Origin of the sequence: Pseudaquabacterium inlustre (assembly GCF_038066595.1) — a bacterium.
Classification (GTDB): Bacteria; Pseudomonadota; Gammaproteobacteria; order Burkholderiales; family Burkholderiaceae_C; genus Pseudaquabacterium; species Pseudaquabacterium inlustre.
In genome coordinates this window covers 354,829-379,969 of the sequence record NZ_JBBUTH010000004.1, presented here as the reverse complement: position 1 = coordinate 379,969, position 25,141 = coordinate 354,829, and the positions used below count along the sequence as shown (strand labels likewise).

At 75.4% G+C, this 25,141-nt stretch carries 7 protein-coding genes; all 7 read right to left on the bottom strand.

Translation table 11 applies throughout. The features are described from left to right. Nucleotides 1–82: 82 nt before the first annotated feature. Complete coding sequence (locus AACH10_RS09735; protein WP_341410193.1) at nt 83–1,582, bottom strand: caspase family protein; 1,500 nt, start codon at nt 1,580–1,582, stop codon at nt 83–85. After that, a complete protein-coding gene (locus AACH10_RS09730) occupies nt 1,579–16,860 on the bottom strand; it encodes an autotransporter-associated beta strand repeat-containing protein (protein WP_341410192.1) in 15,282 nt (5,093 codons plus the stop codon). The genes AACH10_RS09735 and AACH10_RS09730 overlap by 4 nt, the downstream gene beginning before the upstream one ends. Continuing rightward, nucleotides 16,835–18,484 (bottom strand): ShlB/FhaC/HecB family hemolysin secretion/activation protein, encoded by a 1,650-nt coding sequence (locus tag AACH10_RS09725; protein WP_341410191.1) that lies wholly within the window; start codon nt 18,482–18,484, stop codon nt 16,835–16,837. The genes AACH10_RS09730 and AACH10_RS09725 overlap by 26 nt, the downstream gene beginning before the upstream one ends. A 290-nt stretch (nt 18,485–18,774) precedes the next feature. Then, nucleotides 18,775–19,344: an OmpA family protein gene (locus tag AACH10_RS09720; protein WP_341410190.1), complete on the bottom strand. Its 570-nt coding sequence runs from the start codon at nt 19,342–19,344 to the stop codon at nt 18,775–18,777. A gap of 210 nt (nt 19,345–19,554) precedes the next feature. After that, a complete protein-coding gene (locus AACH10_RS09715; protein WP_341410189.1) occupies nt 19,555–21,129 on the bottom strand; it encodes a caspase family protein in 1,575 nt (524 codons plus the stop codon). After that, nucleotides 21,126–23,267, bottom strand: a complete 2,142-nt coding sequence (locus AACH10_RS09710; protein WP_341410188.1) for a caspase family protein — start codon at nt 23,265–23,267, stop codon at nt 21,126–21,128. The genes AACH10_RS09715 and AACH10_RS09710 overlap by 4 nt, the downstream gene beginning before the upstream one ends. Before the next feature lie 127 nt (nt 23,268–23,394). After that, nucleotides 23,395–25,140: a thiamine pyrophosphate-binding protein gene (locus AACH10_RS09705; protein ID WP_341410187.1), complete on the bottom strand. Its 1,746-nt coding sequence runs from the start codon at nt 25,138–25,140 to the stop codon at nt 23,395–23,397. Nucleotide 25,141 lies beyond the last annotated feature (1 nt).

The window sequence follows — 25,141 nt, the reverse complement described above, 5'->3', positions numbered from 1 at the left end:
CCATAGCCGTGCGCCGCACCGCGGCCTGTAGCGCAGGCGACGCCGGGGCCGGCCACTGCCAGCGCAGTTTCAGCGCCAGCGCCTACTTGCGGTAGTGGTCCAGCGTGGGCGGCGGCGTGTAGCCCAGCTCGATGGCACGCGCCTCCCAGCGCGCAGCAGCCTGCGGCTGGTCTTGCCGGCGGAAGTGGCGTGCCAGCTCGTAGCTGGCGATGCCGTTGCCCAGTTCGGCGGCCAGCTGCATCCAGCCCTCGTAGCGCGAGCGGGCCGGGCCCAGGCGCTCGGCCGTGGCCCATTGCCGGCCCACGCGGGCGGCGGCATCCTTGTCGCCGCGACCGGCCTTGCGCACATCGGTGGCATAGGCCTCGCCACGCGATGCGTCGGCCGCGAACGCGCCACGGTTGAGCAGCAGATCGGGCCGGCGCAGCAGTTCGGCGGCCTGGCGCGCGCCGTCCTGCGCCACCTCGGCGCCCAGGCGGCGGCTGCGCTCGGCCTCGGGATGGCGCTGCAGGAACTGCCCGGCCAGGCGCAGCACGTCGGGCGGCCACAGCGCGGCCTGCAGCGCCGCCCAGTCGGCGTCTTCCTCGGCGCGGGTGGGTGGCGGCGGCTTCGGCGGCCCGCTGCGAGCGCTGCGCGGCGCCAGCGGGAAGGCGTTCTCGTCGGGCACGTTCTTGGCCACGAAGGGCCGCTGCACGAAGCGGGCAAGGTGCGGTGCGGTCAGCCTGGCGCGCATGGCGCGCTCGGTCTCGCGCTTGACCGCCTCGAACAGCAGCGGCAGCGGCAGCTCGTCGGGCTCGCTGCGCAGCAGGCGCACCAGTTCGCGGGTGTAGAAGGTGTTGATGTTCTCGTCGGTGGGCGCCAGCGCGTACTGCCCGGCGCCGGTGGAAAAGGCGATCAGGCAGCCGAGCGGCGGCTCTTCCTGGTTCATCGCGTCGCTGTTGCGGCCGGTGCCCACCTCGCTGCGGCAAGCGTCCACGATAGCGATGGTCAGGCCCTGGCGGCGGCGCGGCAGGCGCGCCACCACGTCGCGGTTGAGCACCAGGCTGCCCGACTGCAGGCTGGCCGGCGGCGCCTTGGGCGGCACGCCGGCGGCCAGCAGCAGGTTCTCGGCATTGAGCTGCAGGCCGTGGCCGCTGAAGTAGAACAGCACCGTGGCGTCCTCCGGCGCGGCCGCCGCGCGGGCCACGAAGGCATCCACCGCGCTGCGCGCCGCGCCGGGTTCGGCATCGAGCACCAGGCTCACGCCGAAGCCGCGCCAGCGCAGCGCCTGCTCCACGTCACGGGCGTTCTTGTGGATCGACGGCAGCTCGAAGTCGCCCGGGTAGCGGCGGTTGCCGATCACCAGGGCCAGCCGGCCGGGATCGACCGGCGGCATCGGCACGGCGCCGGACGCGGCCTCCGCCGCCGCTGCGGCCGACGGGTTGCCGGCGGGGTCGTCGCGGGTCTGGGCCGGCAGCGCCGACCACCGGCCCGCCAGCGCGCCGCCCAGCACCGCACGCGCCCCCAGGCCCAGCCAGCCGAACAGGCTGCGGCGGCGCGGGTGCGGCGGCCGGTCCGCCGGATCGCCGGGCTGCGGTGCGCTCACCGTGCGGCTCCCGGCGCGGCGGTGCGGGCTGGCGTGGCCGCGGCTCCCGGCGCGGCGCAGTCCAGCCGGCCCGCCTCGGCCGCGCAGGCCTGCGGAGCGCGCAGGCCCTCGGCACCACCGGTGGCCGGTCGGCCCGGCCCCACCTCGGCGATCACGCCGGCGCGCAGGCGGATGGCCACGTTCTCGGTGCGCACCGTTTCCTCGAACCGCTCGCGCCGCGCGTTCTCGGACACCGAGGCCACGGCCGAGAGCGAGCCGCTCAACTGGGGCGTGGCCGGCAGCACGCCGTTGTAGAACAGCGGCACCTGGGCCTGGTCGCCCGCCGCATCGTTGAAGAAGCGGTAGCCGGCCTCGCCGGCCTGCGTGGCCGACGGACCGGCCAGGAACACCACCGTGCCGCCCGAGGCCGCCTTGCGCGGCAGCAGCTGCACATAGCCGGCGGCCAGCCCATCGCCGCGCTCGCCCAGGCTCTTGCCGCCCACGTTGGCCGCGATCGGCGCATCGGCCGAGCCGAAGGCCGTGGCCGACGAGAACGCCTGGGGCAGCAGCTCCAGCACCAGGCCGGGGGCCGAGTTCTGGATGCCGAAGCCACTGTCGTTGTACCAGAGCCGCGCCGCGATGCGGCTGTCGTCCACCGTGGCCAGGCGGCCGGCCGACACGCGCACCAGATCGGCCTCCAGGCCCTGGCCGCCCACCACCAGCTCGCGCCCGGCCAGCGTGATGCGGCTTTGCCCCACGGCGCGCTCGCCGGCCAACGCCACGGGCTGCCAGGCGCTGTTCCAGCTGCTGCCGCTGAGTGCCTGCAGCGTGCCGGCAAAGCGGTTGTCGGCATTGCCCAGCGCGATCGATCCGCCGGCCGCCGCCTGCAGCACCAGGCCGGCACCGGCCACGGTGTCGATGCGGCTGGCCGCGCCCTGGGTGATCACGTCATCGGCCACCTGCAGCAGCCGGCCCTGCTGCGGGTCGACCGCCTGGCGGCCTGAATCGAGCAGCGGCAGCGCGCTGTAGTCCGGCGTCGCCATCGCACGCAGCGTCAGCGCCCCGCCGTCCACCTGCAGCAGGCCGTCCAGCCGCGCATCGCCGGTGGCCGCCGCGCTGGTGCCCAGCTGGATGCGGTTGGCCACCAGCAGGCTGCCGTCGCTGCCGTCGGCCTGCGCAGTGACACCGGCACTGGCCTGGCGGTCGACCGGCAGCGTGCCCGCCGCACCGGCCACGCGGCCACTGAGCACCACCTCGCCGAGCACCAGATCGCGCCAGCGGCCATCGGCCTCGCGCCCGGCCGACAGGCGCAGCTGGCCGGCCCGCACGCTCAGCGGCTGCGCCCCCCAGCGGTTGCCATCGTTCAGCGCCTCGATGGCCTGGTCAGGCGCCGACAGCGTGACCGGCACCGTGGTGTCCACGCTGACCGGGCCGCCGAAGCGCAGGCCACCGCTGCTGGCGCTCAGCGCGCCGCCGAGCGACACCGCGCCATCGGCCGACAGTGCAGCCAGCGTCTCGCTGCCGCGCAGCTGCAGGCGCGCCTCGGCGGCCACCTGCACCGCACTGGCATCGGGCAGGCGCTCGGCGCCGGCGGTGGCCAGCGTGCCGGCCAGCACCCGGGTGGCGCCGGTGTAGGCATTGCCCGCGGCCCCCAGCACCAGCGTGCCGCTGCCGGCCTGCTCGAGCGAGCCGCGGCCGGTGATGGCGTTGTCGAGTGCCAGCGTGTCGCTGCGCTGCACGCGCAGCAGGCCGTCGTTGACGATGCCGCCGCGCCCCGCAGTGCCGCTGGCACCGCCGGTGCCCAGCTGCAGCGTGCCGGCCTCGATGCGCGTGTCGCCATGGGCCTGGTCGGCGTTGAGCACCCAGGTGCCGGCCCCCTGCTTGGCCAGCGAGCCGGCACCGCTGAACACGCCCGAGAAGCGCTGCACCGTGGCCGCATCGGCCACCGCGCCGCCCACGCCCAGCGTGCCGGCGCCCAGCAGCACGCGCGCCGCCGGCAAGCCGGCCGCGCCGCCGCCGTCGATCAGTGCGCCCAGCGTCTCGCTGCCGGCCAGCTGCAGCACGGTGCCGGCGTCCATGCTCAGCACCGGGGCGCCGCCCAGCTGCGCCTCGGCGCGGGTGAGCAGGCCGCCGCTGCGCAAGGCCAGGCGTGGCGTGACCAGCGCGCCACCGGCGTCCAGCGTCAGCGTGCCGGCCACGCTGGCCGATTCGGTGGCCTGCACGGTGGCGGCCACGCTGCTGGCGCCCGTGACCTCCAGGCTGCGCGTCAGCAGCGGTGCGGCCAGCTGGCCGCCGTCCAGCGTGACCGACTGGGTGGCCGACAGCAGCGCCGTCGCGGCGCTGGCCGGCGCGGCCGGCTGCACCGTGCCGGCCAGGCTGAGCGTGGCCACCGTGGCCGGCGCGCCCAGCTGCAGCGTGGCCGGCGCATCGACGCGCAGCGCGCTGGCGCCGCTGCCCAGGGCCTGCGCATCGGTGCTGCGCAGCACGCCCGACTGCAGCTGCATCACCGGGCTGTCGATGCGGCCACCCTCGGCCAGCGTCAGGCTGCCGTCGCGCAGTGCGGCGCTCTGCGACAGGCTCAGCGCGGCGCTGACCGTGCTGCTGCCGCTGCTGCTGAACTGAGCCGCCTGCACCGGCAGGGCCAAGCCGCTGTCGGCCAGGCTCACCGCGCCAGCCAGCCCCAGGCGACCGCTGCCGGCGGCCCGGCTGCCCTCGGCCAGCGACAGCGAGGCGGCCGTCTCGGCCCCGGCCAGCTGCAGCATGCTGCCGCCGCTCAGCGACAGCGCCGCACCCGCGCCCAGCTGGCCGGCGGCGGTGGTCAGCAGCGCCGCGCCGCGGACCAGCTGCACCCGCGCCGCCTGCAGCAGCCCGCCCTCGCCCAGCGTCAGCGTGCCGCCTTCCAGCGTGGCCGTGCCCGACACCTGCAGCGCGGCCTGCACCTGAACCGCCTGGCGGCTGGTCAGCGTGGCCGTGCTCACCGGCGCGCGCAGCGTACCGCCGTCGAGCAGCGTGCCCTGGGTCACGGTGAGCAGGCCGCTGCCGCTCAGTTCGCCAGCCAGCGTGAGCGACTGCACCGTGGCCGCGGTGTCCAGGCGCAGCGTGGCACGCTCGGCCACCTGCACCAGGGTGTCGGGCGTCAGCAGGTCGGCCGAGGCGCTGACCAGCAGGCCCGAGTTCACCTGGAACAGCCCGTTGCCGCTGCCCTGGCCGGCCAGCGACAGCGTGCCGCTGCCTTCCTTGACCAGCTGGCCGCTGCCGGTGTCGACCTGGCCGCTGAAGCGCGTGTCGCTGGCCTGGCGCACCGTGAGCACATGGCGGTCGAGCACCAGGCGTGCCGGGAAACCGGCGCCCACGCCGCTCAGATCGGCCAGCGCGCCGATGGTCTCGGCGCCGCCCAGTTCGAAGCGGGTGCCCACGGCCAGCTGCAGTGCGCCGGCATCGGGCAGGCGCTCGGCACCGGCGGTGGCCAGCGTGCCTTCGCGCAGCTCGGTGCCGCCACTCTGGCGGTTGTCGCCGGCCAGCGTCAGGCGGCCCGTACCGGTCTTGCGCAGCGCGGCGGGTGCGGCACCGGCATCGCTGACAGCGCCGTCGACGCGCGCCGCAACCCCGGCCGCCACCGCCACGGTGCCGCCGCCGGCGCCCAGGGCCACGCCCCGGCTGGCGGCGAGCGTGAGATCGGCGTCCAGCCGCAGCGTGCCGCCGTCCAGCAGCAGCTGGTCGGCCACCGGTGCGGCGGGCGCGCGGCCCAGCTGGCCGTCGCGCGTGATCGCCAGCGTGCCGGCCAGCACCTGGGTGGCGCCCAGCCGCGCGGCGTCGGCGGCGCCGTCGAAGGCCAGCGTGCCGCCGCCCAGCTTGGTGAGCGTGGCGGCCCCGGCCTGCTCGCTGACCGCGCCGGGCAGGGCCAGCGTGGCGCCGTCGGCCACGTCGATGCGGCCGCCGCCCACGCCCAGCTGCAGCGCGCGCGCCGCGTCCAGCCGGAAGCTGCCCAGCGCCCGCAGCGTGCCGCCGTCGAGCTGCAGCGCGCCAGCGCTGGCGCCCAGGGCCTCGTCCCGGTCGATGGCCAGCACACCGGCCAGTACCACGGTGCCGCCGCTGTGGCGGTTGGGGGCCTCACCGCCCAGCTGCAGCGTGCCCGCGCCGGCCTTGGTGAGCGTGCCGGCCACGCCGGTGGTGGCGTCGGCCACCGTGGCGGCCAGCGACAGCGTGGCGCCGTCGGCCACCTGCAACGTGCCGCCCGCCGCGCCCAGCGCCAGGCCGCGCCGGGCATCGAGCACCAGCGTGCCGGCCTCGAGCACCAGGCGGCCGCCGTCGAGCCGCAGGTGCGCATCGCGCGCGGTGGCGGGCGCCAGGCCCAGCTGGTCGTCGCGCTGCAGCGCCAGCGTGCTGCCCAGCAGCGCGGTGGCACCGGTGTAGGTGCTGGCCGCCACACCGTCGAAGCGGAAGCTGCCGCCGCCCTGCAGCGTGAGGCGGCCGTCCTGCGCCCCCGCAGCGTCGCTGATCTGGCCACCGAACTGCAGTGACAGGCCTGCGGCCAGGTCCAGCGTGCCGCCGCCGGCGCCCAGGCGCAACGGGCGGATGCTGTCCAGGCGCAGGCTGTCGCGCAGCTGCAGCGTGCCGCCATCCAGCGTCAGCGCGGCGCCGGCGGCGCCCAGCTGGCCATCGCGTGCCAGGCTCAGCTGGCTGCCCTGCACCAGGGTGCCGCCGCTGTGCGTGTGGTCCAGGGCGCTGGTGAACGCCAGCGTGCCGCCGCCGGCCAGCGTCAGGGCGCCGGCGCTGCGGCCATCGGCCAGCGGGGCGTCCAGCGCCACCGTCACGCCGGCCGGCAGCTGCAGCGTGCCCCCGGCGCCCTGCAGCGTGACGCCACGCGTGGCCGCCAGCGTGCCGCTGCCGGTGATGCGCAGCGTGCCGCCATCCAGCAGCAGCTGGTCGGCCACCAGCACCGCGGGTGCGGCGCCCAGCTGGGCATCGCCCGCGATCGCCAGCGTGCCGCCCAGCAGCTGCGTGCGGCCGGTGTGGCGGTTGGCGCCGGACAGCGTCAGCGTGCCGGCGCCCTGCAGCACCAGGCCTCCGCTGCCCTGCAGCGTGCCGCTGAACAGCGTGCTGGTGCCGGCCGCCGGCGCCAGCCGCAGCTGACCGGGCGCCAGATCGACCGTGCCCGCACCGGCCAGCGCGCCGAGCGTGGCATCGGCCTGCAGCTGCAGCGTGGCCACGTCATCGACGCGGTAGGTGCTCAACGCCGAGGCGGCGTCGCTGGCGGCCAGCACCAACGTGCCGCCGGCCACCTGCGTGGCCCCGGTGCGGGCATCGCGGCCGCCCAGCGTGAAGCTGCCGGCGCCGTGCTTGGTGAGGCTGCCGCTGCCCGACAGCGTGCCGTCGAAACGCGTGCTGAGGCCGTCGGCGCCGGTGCTCAGGGCCTGCGCGCCCAGCGCCACATCGCCCGCACCGGCCAGCGAGCCCAGCACCTGGGCCGACTGCAGCGTGAGCTGCGCGCCGGCCGCCACCGTCACGGCACTCAGCGTGCCCGCGGTGCCGCTGGCGCCCAGCACCAGCGTGCCGGCCTGCACCTGCGTGGCGCCGGTGTAGGTGTTGGCGCCGTTGAGCGTCAGCGTGCCCGCGCCCTGCTTGGTCAGCCCGCCACGGCCGCTGAGCACGCCGTCGAACAGGCTGCTCGCGCCATTGCCTCCGGCCGCCAGCGTGGCGCCGTCCAGCACCACGGCGCCGCCCCCGGCCAGCGCGCCCACGGTCTCGTCGGCCTGCAGCTGCAGCGTGGCGCCGGCGGCCAGCTGCAGCAGGCCGCTGTCACTGAGCGCCTGGCCGTTGCGCGCCACCACGGTGCCGGCGTTCACCGTCAGCGTGCCGGCGCTGCTGTTCACGCCCGACAGCGTCAGCGTGCCGCTGCCGGTCTTGGTCAGCGCGCGTGCACCGCCCGCATCGGCGATGGCACCGCTGATCGCCAGCCCGGCGCCGCCCACCTGCAGCGTGGCATCACCCGTCAGCGTGACCGCCCCCGACAGCGTGGCCGCCAGCGCATTGCCGGCATTGCTGCTGGCCAGCGTGCCGGCCAGGCGCAGCGGCACGCTCAGGCTGGCGCCGTCGCGCAGGTCCAGTGTGCCGCCGCTGGCCACCTGCAGCGCGCCGCTGCCGGCGCGGTCGGCACCACCCAGCAGCTGCAGCGTGCCGCTGGCCACCGTGGTGCCCCCACGGGCCGTGTTGGCGCCCGACAGCACCAGCGTGCCAGGGCCTTGCACGGTGAGCGCGCCCGGGCCGGTGATGGCGCCGCCCAGGCTCAGTTGCGCGCCGCTCACGCCCAGCGTGGTGTCGGCCGCCAGCGTCAGCGCACCGGCCATGGCCGCACGGCCCAGGCTGTTGACCAGGGCCGTGCCGCCGTTCAGTGTGAAGGCGTTGTCCACCTGCCATCCGGCCAGGTCGACCGCCGCGCCAGCCGCCACCGTGACCGCCCCGGTGCCCAGCGGCCCGGCCAGCAATGCACTGGCGGGGCCCTCGCTGCCGCGGCCCGCCACCACCTGCCCGGCCAGCACCGTGGTCCCACCGCTGTGGGTGTTGCGGCCCGCGAGGGTGAAGCTGCCGGCGCCCTGCTTGGTGAGGCTGCCGCTGCCCGACAGCGTGCCGTCGAAGCGCGTGCTGAGGCCGTCGGCGCCGGTGCTCAGGGCCTGCGCGCCCAGCGCCACATCGCCCGCACCGGCCAGCGAGCCCAGCACCTGGGCCGACTGCAGCGCGAGCTGCGCGCCGGCCGCCACCGTCACGGCACTCAGCGTGCCCGCGGTGCCGCTGGCGCCCAGCACCAGCGTGCCGGCCTGCACCTGCGTGGCGCCGGCGTAGGTGTTGGCGCCGTTGAGCGTCAGCGTGCCGGCGCCCTGCTTGGTCAGCCCGCCACGGCCGCTGAGCACGCCGTCGAACAGGCTGCTCGCGCCATTGCCTCCGGCCGCCAGCGTGGCGCCGTCCAGCACCACGGCACCAGCCCCGGCCAGTGCGCCCACGGTCTCGTCGGCCTGCAGCTGCAGCGTGGCGCCGGCGGCCAGCTGCAGCAGACCGCTGTCGCTGAGCGCCTGGCCGTTGCGGGCCACCACGGTGCCGGCGTTCACCGTCAACGTGCCGGCGCTGCTGTTCACGCCCGACAGCGTCAACGTGCCACTGCCGGTCTTGGTCAGCGCGCGTGCACCGCCCGCATCGGCAATGGCACCGCTGATCGCCAGCCCGGCGCCGCCCACCTGCAGCGTGGCATCACCCGCCAGCGTGACCGCCCCCGACAGCGTGGCCGCCAGCGCATTGCCGGCATTGCTGCTGGCCAGCGTGCCGGCCAGGCGCAGCGGCACGCTCAGGCTGGCGCCGTCGCGCAGGTCCAGCGTGGCGCCGCTGGCCACCTGCAGCGCGCCACTGCCGGCGCGGTCGGCACCGCCCAGCAGCTGCAGCGTGCCGCTGGCCACCGTGGTGTCCCCACGGGCCGTGTTGGCGCCCGACAGCACCAGCGTGCCGGGGCCTTGCACGGTGAGCGCGCCCGGGCCGGTGATGGCGCCGCCCAGGCTCAACTGCGCGCCGGCCACCGCCAGCGTGCCGGCACCCGCCAGCTGCAGTGCGCCGGCGCTGGCCGCGCTGCCCGTGCTGCTGGCCAGCACGCCCGCGCCGCTCAACGACCAGGCATTGTCGACCCGCCAGCCCGCCAGATCGACCTGGGCGGCGCTGCCCACGCTGACCGTGCCGGTGCCGAACGGGCCTTGGGTCAGCGCGCCGGCACTGCCCTGGCTGGCCCTGCCGGCCTGCAGCAGGCCACCGCTGACCGTGGTGCCGCCGGTGTAGCTATTGGCGCCGTTGAGCGTCAACGTGCCGCTGCCGGCCTGGGTGACACCGCCGCTGCCGCTGATGACCCCGTCGAACTGGCCGCTGCTGCCATCGCCGCCGGTGCTGAGCACCGCGCCGTCGAGCCGCACGGCACCGGCACCGGCCAGGGCACCGATGCGCTGGCTGGACTGCAGGTGCAGCTGCGCGCCAGCCGCCACCGTCACGGCGCTCAGCGTGCCCGCGGTGCCGCTGGCGCCCAGCACCAGCGTGCCGGCCTGCACCTGCGTGGCGCCGGCGTAGGTGTTGGCGCCGTTGAGCGTCAGCGTGCCGCCGCCCTGCTTGGTCAGCCCGCCGCGGCCGCTGAGCACGCCGTCGAACAGGCCGCTGGCGCCGTTGCCACCGGCCGCCAGCGTGGCGCCGTCCAGCACCACGGCGCCAGCCCCGGCCAGTCCGCCCACGGTCTCGTCGGCCTGCAGTTGCAGCGTGGCGCCGGCGGCCAGCTGCAGCAGGCCGCTGTCGCTGAGCGCCTGGCCGTTGCGCGCCACCACGGTGCCGGCGTTCACCGTCAACGTGCCGGCACTGCTGTTCACGCCCGACAGCGTCAACGTGCCGCTGCCGGTCTTGGTCAGCGCGCGTGCGCCGCCCGCATCGGCGATGGCACCGCCGATCGCCAGCCCGGCGCCGCCCACCTGCAGCGTGGCATCACCCGTCAGCGTGACCGCCCCCGACAGCGTGGCCGCCAGCGCATTGCCGGCATTGCTGCTGGCCAGCGTGCCGGCCAGGCGCAGCGGCACGCTCAGGCTGGCGCCGTCGCGCAGGTCCAGCGTGGCGCCGCTGGCCACCTGCAGCGCGCCGCTGCCGGCGCGGTTGGTACCGCCCTGCAGACGCAGCGTGCCGGCCAGCACCTGGGTGCCGGCCTCGTGGGTGTTGGCACCGCTGAGCGTCAGCGTGCCGCCGCCCTGCTTGCGCAACCCACCAGCGCCCTGCAGCACACCGGCGAAGAGCTGGTCGCCACCGCCGGCCCCGGCACTGAGCGTGAAGCCGCCCAGCTGCACCGAGCCCGCGCCGGCCAGCCCGCCCACGGTCTCGCTGGCCAGCAGCTGCAGCGTGCTGCCGGCCGCCAGCTGCAGCGTGCCGGTGTCGCTGAGGGCGCGGCCCAGCTCGGCCTTTAGCGTGCCGGCCTGCACCACCAGATCGCCTGCGCTGCCGTTCACCCCCGACAGGCTGAGCACCCCCGTGCCGCGCTTGGTCAGGCGATGGGCGGCGCCGCCAGCGTCATCGAGGCGGCCCGACAGCGACAGCGCCTCGCCGTCGACCTGCAGCGTGGCGTCGGCGCTGAGCGTCACCGTGCCACTGGCGGCAGCCGCCAACTCGCCCGCTGCCACGCGCAAGGTGCCGCCCAGGGTCAGCGGCACGCTCAGCTGCGCGCCGCCGCGCAGGTCGAGCACGGCGCCGGCGTCGACCTGCAAGGCCCCGGTGCCCGCCCGGTTGCTGCCGCCCTCGAGCTGCAGCGTGCCGCTGGTCACCGTGGTGCCCCCGCTGGCCGTGTTGGCCCCCGACAGCACCAGCGTGCCCGGTCCTTGCACGGTCAGGGCGCCGGTGCCGCCGATGGCGCCGCTCAGGTTCAGCTGCGTGCCGCTGACCGCCAGCGTGCCGTTGCCGGCGAGTTGCAGCGCACCGGCGCTGGCCGCCACGCTGCCAGGGCTGCTGCTGCCCAGGCGCGACGCGCCGTCCAGGCGCCAGTCGTTGTCGACCTGCCGGCCGGCCAGGTCGACCAGGGCACCGCCCTCGACGCTGACTTGGCCGGTGCCGAAGGGCCCGCTGGTGACGGCGCCGCCGGCGCCGGTGCTGGCCGCGCCGGCCACCAGGGTGCCCGCGCGCACCGTGGTGCCGCCGCTGTAGCTGCTGGCACCGCCGAGCGTCAGGCTGCCGCTGCCCGACTGCACCAGGCTGCCACGGCCGCTCACGACGCTGTCCAGGCTGACCGTGCCGCTGCGCTGGAACACCAGCTGCGTGTTGTGGGCCAGATCGATGGCGCCGCCGCCCAGGCTGCCGGCATCACCGCCCTCGCCCACCTGCAGCGTGCCCTGGCTCACCGTGGTGCCGCCGCCCGGCGTCCAGCGGCCCAGCACGGTGAGCGTGCCGTTGCCGGCCTTCTCCACCTGGCCGGCGCCGCCCAGGTCGCCGGTCCAGCGCGAGGCCGCGCCGAGGTCCACGATCAGCCGGCTGCCCGAGGCCACCGTGGTGGCCCCGGTGGCGGTGCGCGCGCCGGTGAGCTGCAGATCACCGGCCTGCAGCTGCAACAGCCCGGCGCCCCCGAGGTCGCCGCGCAGAGTCAGCGTGTCGCTGTGCAGCACGGTGAGCGTGCCCTGGTTGTCGATGTCGCCCCTCACGCTGCCGGCAGCCAGGCCCACGCCCAGCCGCAGGGTCTTGCCGGCGGCGATGGTGGTGGTGCCGGTGTAGAGGTGGTCGCGGCTGAAGCTCAGCGTGTCGCTGGTTCCTGCGTCGGTACGGCCTGCCTGCGTGACACCGCCACCGCCGCTGATCAGGCCGTCGAAGATCAGGTTGCCGGCGCGGCGGAACACCAGCTGCGCCCCCGTGGCCACGTCGACATCGCCGACCAGGCCCTGCGCGCCGCCGTCGCCCAGCTGCAGCGTGCCGGCACTCACCCGCGTGCCGCCGCTGTGGCCCTGGTTGGCCGTGAGCACCAGGGTGCCGCTGCCGGCCTGCTCGAGCTGGCCGCCACCGCTGACCACACCGCCATACACCAGCGTGTCCGATCGCTTGAAGCGCAGCAGGCCCTGGTTGATGACCGCGCCCGCCAGCGAGCCAGCCTGCCCGCCATCGCCCACCTGCAGCTGGCGACCCGCCTCGACCGTGGTGCCGCCGGTGTGCGTGGCATCGCCGGCCAGTGTCAACACGCCTGCGCCGGCCTGGGCCAGCACACCGCCGCCGGTGATGGGGCCGGACAAGGTCAGGTCCTGGCTACGGCTCACCTTCAGCAGACTGCCGCTGGCGATGTCGATCGCGCCGGCCAGGCCGCCGCCATCGGCGATCTCCAACAGGCCCTGCACGACCGCCGTGCCGGCGCCAGGCGCCGCGGCACTGGCCAGCCGCAAGGTGCCGGCGCCCAGCTTGCTCAACGAGCCAGCGCCGCTGACGCCGCCGCTGAGCGTCAGCACCGACGCGGCGTTGCCCACGCCGATGCCGGCCGCGGCCGTCAGCACCACCGCACCCTGGCTGCTGGCCGCGGCCGCGCTGCTGTTGAACAGCGCACCCGCACCGCCCACGCCCAGACCGGCCAGCGACCAGCCGTTGTGGACGCTGAAGCCCGCCAGGTCGACGCTGGCGCCATCGGCCACGCTGACCGCGCCGCTGCCGAAGGCGCCCTGGCTCGCGGCACTCGACCGCCCCGCCACCAGCGTGCCGGCGCTCACGGTGGTGCCGCCGCCAAAGCGGCTGAGCCCCCCCAGCGTCAGCGTGCCGGCGCCGGCCTTGGCCAGCGCACGCGGCGTGGCATCGGCCTCGGTGATCGCCCCGCCGAGGGTCAGCGCCGCGCCCGCGTCCACGCCCACGGTGGCATCGCCAGCCAGGGTCATTGCGCCGCTGCTGCGCCCGGCCGTGCCGCTGCTGCTGCGCAGCGCACCCAGGCCACCCACGCCCCGGCCGGTGAGCGTCCAGTCGTTGTCGACGGTGAAGCCGGCGAGATCGACGCTGGCGCCCTCGGCCACCGTGACGGTGCCACGGCCCAGCGCGCCCTGGCCCGCGGCGTCGGAAGTGCCGACCACCAGCATGCCGGCACTCACCGTGGTGCCGCCGCGGTAGCTGCTGGCGCCGCCGAGCGTCAGCGTGCCGCTGCCCACCTTGTCCAGGCTGCGCGGCGTGCCATCGGCCTCGCCGATGGCCCCTGACAGCACCAGCGCCGCGCCGTCGGCCACGCCCAGCGTGGCGTTGCCAGCCAGCGTGATGGCCCCGCTGCTGCGGCCGGCCGTGCCGCTGCTGCTGCGCAGCGCGCCCAGGCTGTCCACGCCGGTGCCGCTCAGCAACCAGGCGTTGTGGACCGCAAGGCCGGCGATATCAACGCTGGCCCCACTCGTCACCGTGACCGCGCCGGTGCCGAACGCGCCGCTGGCCGGCGTGTCCTGCGTGGCCGCCACCGAAGCGCTGCCGGCCACCAGCGTGCCCGCGCTCACCGTCGTGCCGCCGCTGTAGGTGTTGGCGCCGCTGAGCGTCAGCGTGCCGGTGCCGGCTTTGGTGAGCGCCCGCGCCGTGGCGTCGGCGTCGGCGATCACGCCGCTCAGGCTCAGCGCCGCCCCGTCGGCCACGCCCAGCGTGGCGTTGCCGGCCAGCGTGATGGCCCCGCTGCTGCGGCCGGTGGTACCGCTGCTGCTGCGCAGTGCGCCCAGGCTGTCCACGCCGGTGCCGTTCAGCGACCAGGCGTTGTGGACTGCGAGGCCGGCCAGATCGACACTGGCGCCACTCGACACCGTGACCGCGCCGGTGCCGAACGCGCCGCTGGCCGACGTGTCCTGCGTGGCCGCCACCGACGCCGCGCCGGCCACCAGCGTGCCCGCGCTCACCGTCGTGCCGCCGCTGTAGGTGTTGGCGCCGCTGAGCGTCAGCGTGCCGGCGCCGGCCTTGGTCAGCGCCCGCGCCGTGGTGTCGGCGTTGGCGATCACGCCACTCAGGCTCAGCGCCGCGCCGTCGGCCACGCCCAGTGTGGCGTTGCCGGCCAGCGTGATGGCCCCGTTGCTGCGGCCGGTGGTTCCGCTGCTGCTGCGCAACGCGCCCAGGCTGTCCACGCCGGTGCCGTTCAGCGACCAGGCGTTGTGGACTGCGAGGCCGGCCAGATCGACACTGGCCCCACTCGTCACCGTGACCGCGCCGGTGCCGAACGCGCCGCTGCCCGGCGTGTCCTGCGTGGCCGCCACCGACGCGGCGCCAGCCACCAGCGTGCCCGCGCTCACCGTCGTGCCGCCGCTGTAGGTGTTGGCGCCGCTGAGCGTCAGCGTGCCGGCGCCGGCCTTGGTGAGCGCCTGCGCCGTGGTGTCGGCGTTGGCGATCACGCCACTCAGGCTCAGCGCCGCGCCGTCGGCCACGCCCAGTGTGGCGTTGCCGGCCAGCGTGATGGCCCCGCTGCTGCGTCCGGTGGTACCGCTGCTGCTGCGCAGCGCGCCCAGGCTGTCCACGCCGGTGCCGCTCAGCGACCAGGCGTTGTGGACTGCGAGGCCGGCGAGGTCGACGCTGGCGCCACTCGACACCGTGACCGCGCCGGTGCCGAACGCGCCGCTGGCCGGCGTGTCCTGCGTGGCCGCCACCGACGCGGCGCCAGCCACCAGCGTGCCCGCGCTCACCGTCGTGCCGCCGCTGTAGGTGTTGGCGCCGCTGAGCGTCAGCGTGCCGGCGCCGGCCTTGGTGAGCGCCCGCGCCGTGGTGTCAGCGTTGGCGATCACGCCACTCAGGCTCAGCGCCGCGCCGTCGGCCACGCCCAGTGTGGCGTTGCCGGCCAGCGTGATGGCCCCGCTGCTGCGGCCGGTGGTACCGCTGCTGCTGCGCAACGCGCCCAGGCCGTCCACGCCGGTGCCGTTCAGCGACCAGGCGTTGTGGACTGCGAGGCCGGCGAGGTCGACGCTGGCGCCACTCGACACCGTGACCGCGCCGGTGCCGAACGCGCCGCTGGCCGGCGTGTCCTGCGTGGCCGCCACCGACGCGGCGCCAGCCACCAGCGTGCCCGCGCTCACCGTCGTACCGCCGCTGTAGGTGTTGGCGCCGCTGAGCGTCAGCGTGCCGGCGCCGGCCTTGGTGAGGCTGCCGGTGCCGCTGATCGGCAGGCTGACGCTGCGCGCCGCGGCGTTCGTCCAGGTGGTGGCCCCGCCCAGCACCAGGCCGCTGGCAGCCATGTCGACATCGGCGATGGTGATGTTGCGCGCGGCCAGCGTCAGCGCACGGCCCGCGCCCTGCAGGCTGATGCCCTGGTTGATGGTGATGGTGTCGGTGGCGTCGTTGCCCAGCACGCTCAGCGTCAGGCCGCCCGCCGTGGTGCCGGTGGGGCTGCTGACCGCGGCGGCCACGGTGATGCGATCCAGCGCCTCCAGCGTCACCGGGCCGGCGGCCAGCTGGCTCAGCAGCGTGGTCACGCTCAGCACGTTGTCACCGCTGCCGCCGACCTGCACGGTCAACTCGGTGGGATCGAGCAGCAGCACGCCAGCCTGGCCCTGCGGCGCGCGACGGTCGGCACTGCCCTCGAAGCGCAGCACGCCGCGCGACGACACCTCCACCAGCCCGCCGTTGCCCCCTTCGGCACCGCCGCGTGTGCTGATGGCGCCGGCAAACTGCGTGCGCTCGCCCGACCACAGGACCACACGGCCCCCATCGCCACGCGCCACGGCATCGGCCGACAGCTGGGCACCGGCCTCCACCACCACGCTGCGCGCATGCGGCAGGGCCGCGGCATGGGCGCCCTGCGCATCCCCGCCCACGCGCACGCTGCCGCCACCGGCCTGGCCGCTGGCGTCCAGCCGCGCGCTGGCGGTCAGCTGCAGTTGATCGCCCAGCACGGTGATGTTCCCCCCCTGCGTGCCGGCAGCATCGGCGCTGGCGCGCACCTCGCCGCTCACCCGCGTGATGCCGGACCGTCCGCCGTCGATCACCACCTGGCCGTCACGCAGTGCCAGGCCGCTGGCCCGCACCGTACCGGACAGGTTCAGCACCGTGTCGGCCCAGCCCGCACGCGCCTCGGCGCGCAGGTCGGCCGGGCCCGCCAGCGCCCGCGCCGAGCCCGACAGGTCGAGCCGGGTGGCCAGGTCTTCGCTGCGGGCGTTGAAGAAGATCAGGCCATCGCCTTCCACGTCGACCTGCACCGCACCCACCGCGGCCGCGCCCAGGCGGCCGGCGAGCACGTTGCCGCCGATGCTGACGCGCGGGCCCACCAGCGCCACCGTGCCGCCGGGCGCGGTGATCTCGCCGTCGGCGCGCAGCTCGCCGGTGCCGGCCTGACCGCCCGAGAGCTGCCAGCGGCCGTTGGTCAGTGGCACCGGGTCGATGTTCAGCGTGGTGGCCACCAGGCTGCCGACATCGACGCGCGAGCCGACGCCGAAGATCACGCCGCGCGGGTTGGACAGGAACACCCGCCCGTCGGCCTGCAGCTGCCCCAGGATGAGCGACGGATCGGCCCCGGTGACGCGGTTGAACAGCACCGCCGCCGCATCGGGCTGCACGATGCGCACGCGCTCGCCGGCGGCGATCGAGAAGCTGGTCCAGTCGATCGCCGCACGTGCGCTGGTCTGCGTGATCGCCAGCTGCTTGCTGCCATCGGCACGCACGCTCACGCTGCCTGCCGTGGGCACCGCGCCCTGCGGCAGGGCCCAACCCGATGGCGACGCGGCCATGGCCCCCGCCAGCCAGGCGGCCAGGCTCAGCCGGTGCAGCGCCCAGCGGCCGTGGCGGGGGTGGCCACGGCCAGGCCGCGCACGCAGCTCAGGGGAACCACGACAGCTGCGCATACACCCTCGGATTGCGTGAGGCGGTGTCGGACCGGGGCTGGCCGGTGGTGGGCACGGCCACGCTCAGCCGTGCCGCGAAACTGCGCGGACGCTCCCACGACAGCGCCACGCCGGCGCCGGCCAGCGTCTGGCGGTTGGCGTCGCGCGCGGCCTGGGTGGTGGGGTTGTGGCGCAGGCGCAGCGTGCCGTGGTCGTAGAACACGCTGCCCACCAGTTCGCGCGCCCAGCGGCCCAGCCAGGCCTCGGGCGGCAGCAGGCGCAGCTCGATGCTGGCCACCGCGCCGGTGTCGCCCGTGCCCTCGCCCGGCGCGAAGGCGCGCACGCCGTCGGGACCGGCCATGCGGAACTGCTCGCTGCTGTCCAGGTTCTGCCAGGCCCACTGGCCGCGCGCCGCGGCAAACAGCAGCAGCCGGCCGTCGATCAGGTTCTGCAGCCGGTTGCCGGCGGCCACCAGCTTGCTGTAGCGCGGCGCGTCGTCCAGCCCGGCCACGGCGCCGCCGCGGTAGCGCACCTCGCCGTGCGACACATTGGCCTCGAAAGTGCTGACCCCGCCGCCGCCCAGGTTGTCGCGCACGTCGCCGGTCAGGCCCAGCGTCAGGCTGTCGATATGGCGCTGCTGCTCGGAGCGCGCCACGTCCTGCCGGTCGGCATGCTGCTTGCCGTCGAGCGTGCCGACCAGGAACACGTTCAGGTTGCGCGAGCGCCGCCAGGGGTACAACGCGGTCAGCGAGGCGCTCAGCGCGTCACCGTTGACACCCAGCGGAAACTGCACCGGATCGAGCCGATACTTCACCATCGACAGCGAGCCGCCGAGCTTCCAGCCATCGCTGCCCACCGGCAGGCTGTAGCCCACCAGCGCGAACTGCAGGCCGCCCGTGTCGGAGCTCAGCGCGTTCAGCGTCAGCGAGTCGCCGCGTCCGGCCAGGCTGTTGCCGGCCAGCAGCGCACCCACGCGGTACAGGCCCAGGAAGCGCGAGCCGTTGGCGTCGATGTCCACCTTGCCCGACCAGGGCTTCTCGCCCTGGCCGCTGACCTTGAGCATGGCCGTGCCCGGCGTGCGGCCGGCCAGCACATCGAAGCGCACGGTGATGCCGCGCAGGTCATTGAGAAGGAAGACCACGCGCTCGACCTCGTCGACACGCAGGATCTCGCCCGGCTTCAGCCGCGCCAGGTAGGCGTTCACCACCTCGCGGCGCACCGGCAGGCTGGCCGGCCAGTCGAGCTCGACCCGGTCGAGCCGGCCCTCGAGCACCTCGATGCGGATCAACCCGTCGCGGGGCGTCTGCTCGGGCAGGTAGGCATAGCCCAGGTAGTAGCCCAGATCGCGCTGCAGGAAGCGCGTGATGTCCGCCGCCGCATTGACCAGATCGTCGTAGCTGCGGCGCGGGCCGACATAGGGGGCGGTCAGTGCGGCCAGCGCGGCCTGCAGTGCGGCCGGCGCGTCGGGCGGCAGCGTGTAGCCGCGCACGTCGATGGCGATGTCCTGCTGCGGCTTCTCGAGCTCGCGCGGCGGCTGCGGCCGGTCGGGCAGGCGTTCGCCCTCGGTGCGCAACGCGGGCCGCGGCGTCAGCTGCTCGGGCGTGGGCACGACGCCGGGCGTCTGCGCCTGCAGCACGCCCGCCATGCAGCACAGCGCAGCGGCACAGGTCGCGCGCGCCCGCGCCGGTGACGGTACCGGCCGGCGCGCAAGGCCAGCCCGCTCGCTGCCTCGGCCAGGTCGAGGGGCTGCCGCAACGGCAACGGACATCCGGGGTGCTCCAGCGCGAAGAACGGTGGGTCGGACCCGTCGGCGACGCGACTGGAAGGCCGCCGCCGGGCGCAGCCCATGCTAGCGAAACCGGTGCGCCGCAGCGGTGGCGGCCGGCCGATGAGCGTGGGGGTTGTCAGCCGCGGTCGGCCGTGCTCAGGCCGCGCTCAGGGCGTGTTCTGCCGCGCGATCTCGACGCGCCGGTTCTCGGCCGCGAAGGGGTCGTTGCCCACCTTGGGCGCCTTCGAGCCCAGGCCCATGGCCTGCAGCATGGCCGGGTCGGCACCCAGCTTCACCAGGTAGTCGCGCACGGCCTCGGCGCGCTTTTGCGAGAGCAGCAAATTGCCCTCGTCCGAGCCGCTGGCATCGGCGTGGCCTTCGATGCGCACCACGCGGCCGCTGCCCTTCTTGCCGCGCAGCACCTCGGCAAAGCGGTCGAGCTGCTGGCGCAGCAGGTCGGGCAGTTCGGCCGAGCCGATCTTGAACGTGGCCGTGGGCAGCGAGAAGCGTACCGCCGGCTTGAAGCCCATGCACTTGAAGCCGGACTTCTTCAGCTCCTCGCAGGCGTCCTCGGGGAACAGGCCTTCGCTGATCGTCTGGGCATCGGGCACCTGCTGGCCGAGATCGACCGCATCGTCGGCATGGGCCAGCCAGGGCGGCAGCAGCAGGGCCACCAGCACCGCACCCCGTCCGAGGGTGCGGCGGATCGTCGCTTGGGGGGTTGGGCGTGCAGCCATCATCTCGACCTCCATCGGTTGCGCGGGCCCGATGGCACGCCCGACCGGTGGGCTCGGAGCGACAGCGGCGGACGCCATCCAGGCAACGCCGCATCATAGGACCGCGCGGCGCGCAGGGTCATCCCGAGAACGGCGTAACCGCTGTCCGCACATCTGGGCGGTCAGCGGCGCGTGCAGGTCTCGCCGCATCAGAACTGATGGCTTGGCGACTCAGAATTCGTCGACATCGAGCCAGGCCGCACCGAACGCATCGGACCGGCCGGCCCCGGACCCGCCGGCACCGGCCAGCGCGAACAGACGCTGCAGTGCGCCGCGCCCCGACAGGTCCAGCACCGGCTGCACGAACGGGCCCGCCGCCGATGCCGGCAGGGCCGACAGGTCGGGCGGCGCATCGGTCACCAGCACCAGCAGGCGGTCGCGCCCGGCCGGCCCGCCGGCCACCAGGCGCCAGGCCGGGCGCGGCAGCATCAGCGTCTGGCCAGCGGCGATGCGGTTGTCGCGGTCCAGGGCATTGGGGAACAGCAGCGTCAGCGAGCGGCCATCGGTGCCGGCCATCAGCACATGCACATGGCCGGCATGGCTGGAGCGCACGGCCAGGCCCAGCGCGTCGCTGCCGATGCGCAGGCGCGGCGCGTCCAGCGTCAGGTCGACGCGGCGCTTGGTGTCGCGCTGGGCATGCAGCTGCAGCAGCAGCTCGGCCGGCGTGGGATCGCGCAGGGGCGGCCGGTTGGCCGCAGCGGCGGGCGCCGCCGGTACCACCGGTGCAGCCGGTGCCGCGACAGCGGGTGCCACCGATGCCGGCCGCGAGAACCAGGCCGGCACGAACTCGCGGTTGCCGGCCAGCGTGAGGTGATGCGGCAGCAGCTGCGGCTGGTCGGCCAGCGTGCGTTCCACCAGGGCCTGGGCGCAGGCCACCACCTCGCCGGCCGAGACGGCGCCGCTGCCGTCCAGGTCGCGCGCCTCGCCCTGCAGGCAGCGCCGCAGCGCCACGGTGGCCAGGCCGCCGGCGGCAGGATTGTCGAAGCTGACCTCGTCGGGCCGAGACGAGGCGATGTGCACCACGTCGCCCAGGCCCATGCCGGCCGCGCCGGCGGCGGCCTCGAAGCCGCGGTGGCGCACATTGCTGGCCACGCTGCACTGCGCGCTGACGCCCGAGGTCTTGGGCTGGAAGCCGCCCCAGCTGCGCGCCGGCGCCGTGCCCGGCGTGGTGGCCCCACCCGAGTGGCAGGCGTCGTAGACGACGAACAGCTTGTCGGCCACCTCGCCGATGGGCCGCACGCGCTGCGCGAACTCGCGGTGGCTGAAATCCTTCAGGTCGTGCGGGATCAGCGTCTCCACGCAGGCCTGGGCGTGTTCGTCGTAGTAGCGCGAGCCGTGGCCCGACCAGTAGATGAACACCCGGTCGCCCGGCTGCACGCGTGCACGCAGCGCCGCCAGCGCCTGCTCGATGCCGGCGCGCGTGGCCTGGGCGTCCTGCAGCACCACGGTGTTGGCGGCTGGCACCTGCAGCATCGCGGCGATGCTGCGGGCGCTGTGCATGTCATGCGCCACACCGGCCAGCGGCGTGACCGGCCGCGCCGGATCGGCCTGGTAGCGGCCCACGCCGATGATCAGGGCATGGCGGCCGGCACGGGGCGACGGCGTCGCGGCTACGGCCGGGCCGGCATCCTCGGCTCCCCCGGAAGCTGGGCCGGCCACGGCCACCGGCGCCAGCGCCCCCACGGTCAGCATGGCCAGGCCCGCGGCCAGGATGCGCGCACCGCGCGCGAGCCGCCGGCCGCTCATGGCGTGGCCTTGGCCAGCGTGTCGCGCTGGCGTGCGGTGTCCACGCTCACCAGTTCATGGCGGGTGCGGCTGGTCAGAGTGCTGTCCGAGCGGTGCTCGTAGTCGATGGCAACCGGCAAGCCCAACTCGGGCGCGAACCAGTAGGTGCGCTTCCAGAACAGCAGGTACGAGCGGCCGCCGTCGCTGCGCGAGGTGTCGCCACGCAAGGACACGTCGACGCGCAGCGCCTCGAAGTCGCCGGCCGGCGTGCGCACGGTCTCGCGGCCGGCCACCTGCAGGCTGCCGCTGAACACCGAGCGGTGCACCGTGCCGCCGGCCTCGCGCAGCTCGCGCACGGCGCGCAGCTCGCGGCTCTGGCCCGCGCGGGGCAAGGCGCCAAACAGCTCCAGCGGCTCGGGCCAGGTCTCGCGGTCGCCATTGCCATGCTCGGACGCCACCACGCTGCCGGCGGCCGTCATCAGCAGCTTGCCGTCCTGCAGCTGCCCATCGGGCAGCACGCGCTCGATGCGGCGGCGGTAGGTCTGCGTGATGTCGCCGCCTTTAAGCCGGTCGATCACGCGGTAGCGCCACTGGTCGCCCGCGGCAAAGCCGAAGGCATTGCGCTGCGACGGCGGCACCGGGGCGGCCACCGGCGGCGCCAGCTGGGCCAGCAGTTCGGCGGTGCGCTGGCGCTGGGCGGCCTTCAGGGCCTCGACGTCGGCATCGGCGCCGGGGGGCAGACGTGGCGGAACGGCAGCGACAGATGCAGCGGCAGGTGCAGGGGCAGGTGCCGGGATCGGCGCAGGGGGCGGTGCGGTGGCAGGCGCTGCGGCCAGCACGGTCGGCGCAGCCGGCCGCGGCGCGGCGGCAGGTGGGCGGCCCAGTTCGGCCAGCACCTGCTGGGTGCGGCGGTCACGGTCGCTGTCGGGCGCGGTGGCGCCCGGCCCCGGCGCGGCGAGGATGGGCACGGCCTGTGGCGCCGGCGCCGGCACCGGCAACACGACTGCCGGTGCGGGTGCGGGTGCGGGTGCGGGTACCGGTGCCGGTGGGCGCGGTGGCGCAACGGGCGGCGGCGTCAGCTCCGCCACCCGGCGGCGGGCATCGGCGGCATGGCGGCCGGCCGGAAAGCGCGTCAGATAGGCCTGCACCTCGGCCAGCACGCGGCTGCCCTGCACGGTCTGCCACAGCGCGTCGTCGAGCGCGGCGGTCACGTCCACCGGCGGTGGTGCGGGGATGGGGACCGGCGGCGGCACCGGTGCGGGCGGCGCCACCGGCGGCGGCTCGCCGGCCAGGTAGAAGTCGCCTTCCAGCGAGGTGCTTTCCCACGGCACCTGCTTGCCTTGCGAGGCGCGGCGCACGGCGGCACGCACCTGCTTGAACACGTCCTCCACCTTCAGCCCGGGCTTGCGCATGGCCTCCAGCAGGTGCTGGGTGTACAGGCCGTGGCGGCCGCTGCCATCGCTGGCCACGGCGCCGGGCGAGGTGGCGAAGGCCACCAGCGTGCCCACCGGCGCGTCCATCTGCGCCAGGCCCTGCACCGACGAGCGGAAGCTGCGCGCGAACGGGTTGTTGCGGCAGGCGTCCAGGATCATCAGGTTGGCGCCGTTGCCCGCGCTTTCCATCTTGTCGAGCACGGCCTGGGCATCCAAAGACTGGTAGGCCACCTCGTCCTCGCGCTGGATGTCGGCGCCCACGGGGATCAGGTGGTTGCGGCCCTTGATCTGCATGCCGTGGCCGGCGAAATAGAACACCCCCGCCTGGCTGCCACGCAGCCGGTTGCCGAACTCGCGCAGCACGGCCAGCATCTCGCGCTGGTCGGCATTGGTGCGCAGCAGCACGTCGAAGCCGGCCGCCTGCAGCGCGCGGGCCATCTCGGTGGCGTCGTTCACCGGGTTCGACAGCGGCGCGTCGCGGTAGGCCTCGTTGCCGATCACCAGGGCCACGCGGCGCGCGGCCTGGGCCACGGGCGCCGCGGGCTGCACCTTCAGGTTGCGCTGGGCATCGGTGGCCGGGGCGGCTGCGGTGCTGGTACCGGCCGGTGGCCGGCTGCCGCCGGTCTGTGCGGCCGCCGGGCCGGCGGTCCAGGCCAGGCAGGCGGCGCACACCGAGGCGGCCAGCACGGCCGAGGCAGAAGGGGCTGGGCGATCAGGTCGGAGCAAGGCGGGATTCCCGTGGTTCGACCCGGGATATCGGCCGCCTGCGCCCCGACTTGAGCCGGCGCACGGCCACCGCGGGGTGCCGCACGCGCGCTGGCCAGTTCAGCGGGCCGCGCGGCCCGCGCGCGGCTCAGCGCCCGGCCTTGACCGCCGCTGCGCGGATGGCGCTCAGCGTGGTGCGCGAGGTGCTCACCTCGGCATCGAGCTTCAGGTGGATCAGCATCGGTGCGCCGGGGCGCAGCGCCTCGGCGAAGGCGGCCTCGAAGTCGGCCGTGCGCTCCACCCGTGCGGCGCGCCAGCCGAAGGCACGTGCCATCGCTGCGAAGTCGGGGTTGTAAAGGTCGCTGCCGCTCACGCGGCCGGGGTACTCGCGCTCCTGGTGCATGCGGATCGTGCCGTAGGTGCCGTTGTCGACCACGATGCTGATCAGCTGTCCGCGGCGCTCGCTCGGCAGGTAGCCGGTGGCGGTGGCCAGCTCCTGGCCGTTCATCAGGAAGTCGCCGTCACCGGCCACGTTGACCACGGTGCGCTCTGGGTGCAGCAGCGCCGCGCCCACCGCCGCCGGGAAGCCGTAGCCCATGGCGCCATTGGTGCAGGCCAGCTGGGTGCGGCCATGGTGCTGCAGACCGTGGTAGCGCACGTAGCGGTGCAGCCAGCCGCTGAAGTTGCCGGCGCCGTTGGTGTAGACGGTGTCGGCCGGCGCCAGGCGCTGCACGGTCTTCATCACCACGGCCATGTCCAGCGGCTCGACGGCCGGAGCGGTGTGGTTGGCCTCGTAGTCGGCATGGGCGGCGGCGGCCCAGTCGCGCCAGGGCACGTCCACCGGTGCGGCCAGCGATTCCAGCGCCTTGGCGGCGCAGGCCATGCTGGCTTGCAGCATCAGGTCGGCGGCATACACGCGGCCCAGTTCCTCGGGCCCGGCGTGGATGTGCACCAGCTTCTGCACCGGGCGCGGCGCCTTCAGCAGCGTGTAGCCGCCGGTGGTCATCTCGCCCAGGCGCACGCCGAGCGCGATCACCAGATCGGCCTCCTGGATGCGCTGCGCCAGCTTCGGGTTGATGCCGATGCCCACATCGCCCGCATACAGCGCGTGGCGGTTGTCGAAGGTGTCCTGGAAGCGGAAGCCGCAGCCCACCGGCAGCTGCCAGTTCTCGGCAAAGCGCTCCAGCGCGCGCGCGGCCTCGGCGTCCCAGCCGCCGCCGCCGGCAATGACGAAGGGGCGCTGGGCCTGCATCAGCAGCGCACGCAGGTCGCGCAGCGGGCCCGGCGCCGGCCAGGCATGGGCGGCCTCGGCGCGCGGCAGCACCGGTGCGGCGGTGGGCTGCGTGAGCATGTCTTCGGGCAGCACCAGCACCACCGGGCCAGGGCGGCCCTGCAAGGCGGTGTGGAAGGCGCGCGCCACGTACTCGGGCAGGCGGTGCGGGTCCTGCACCTCGCCCACCCACTTGGCCATGCCCAGCGTGCCGGGGCCAAAGAACTGGCGGTAGTCGAGTTCCTGGAAGGCCTCGCGGTCGCGCTGGTCGCTGGCCACCTGGCCGATGAACAGCACCATCGGCGTCGAGTCCTGGAAGGCCGTGTGCAGGCCGATGCTGGCATTGGTGGCGCCCGGCGCGCGGGTGACGAAGCACACGCCCGGCCGGCCGCTCAGCTTGCCCTGGGCCTCGGCCATGAAGGCGGCGCCGCCCTCCTGGCGGCAGGCGATGAAGCGGATGGCCTCGCGGTGGGCGTGGAAGCCGTCCAGCACGGCCAGGTAGCTTTCTCCCGGCACGCCGAACACGGTGGCGACGCCCTGCGCGATGAGCGCCTCCACCAGCGCATGGCCGGCCAGGCGTGGGGTGACGGGGGCAGCGTGGGCAGGAGCAGTGGGTGCGGTCATG

Coding starts and splice junctions, on each gene's coding strand:
- AACH10_RS09725 (WP_341410191.1), bottom strand. CDS start 18,484: ATGGCGGGCGTGCTGCAGGCGCAGACGCCCGGCGTCGTGCCCACGCCC.
- AACH10_RS09715 (WP_341410189.1), bottom strand. CDS start 21,129: ATGAGCGGCCGGCGGCTCGCGCGCGGTGCGCGCATCCTGGCCGCGGGC.
- AACH10_RS09720 (WP_341410190.1), bottom strand. CDS start 19,344: ATGGCTGCACGCCCAACCCCCCAAGCGACGATCCGCCGCACCCTCGGA.
- AACH10_RS09730 (WP_341410192.1), bottom strand. CDS start 16,860: ATGCGCAGCTGTCGTGGTTCCCCTGAGCTGCGTGCGCGGCCTGGCCGT.
- AACH10_RS09705 (WP_341410187.1), bottom strand. CDS start 25,140: ATGACCGCACCCACTGCTCCTGCCCACGCTGCCCCCGTCACCCCACGC.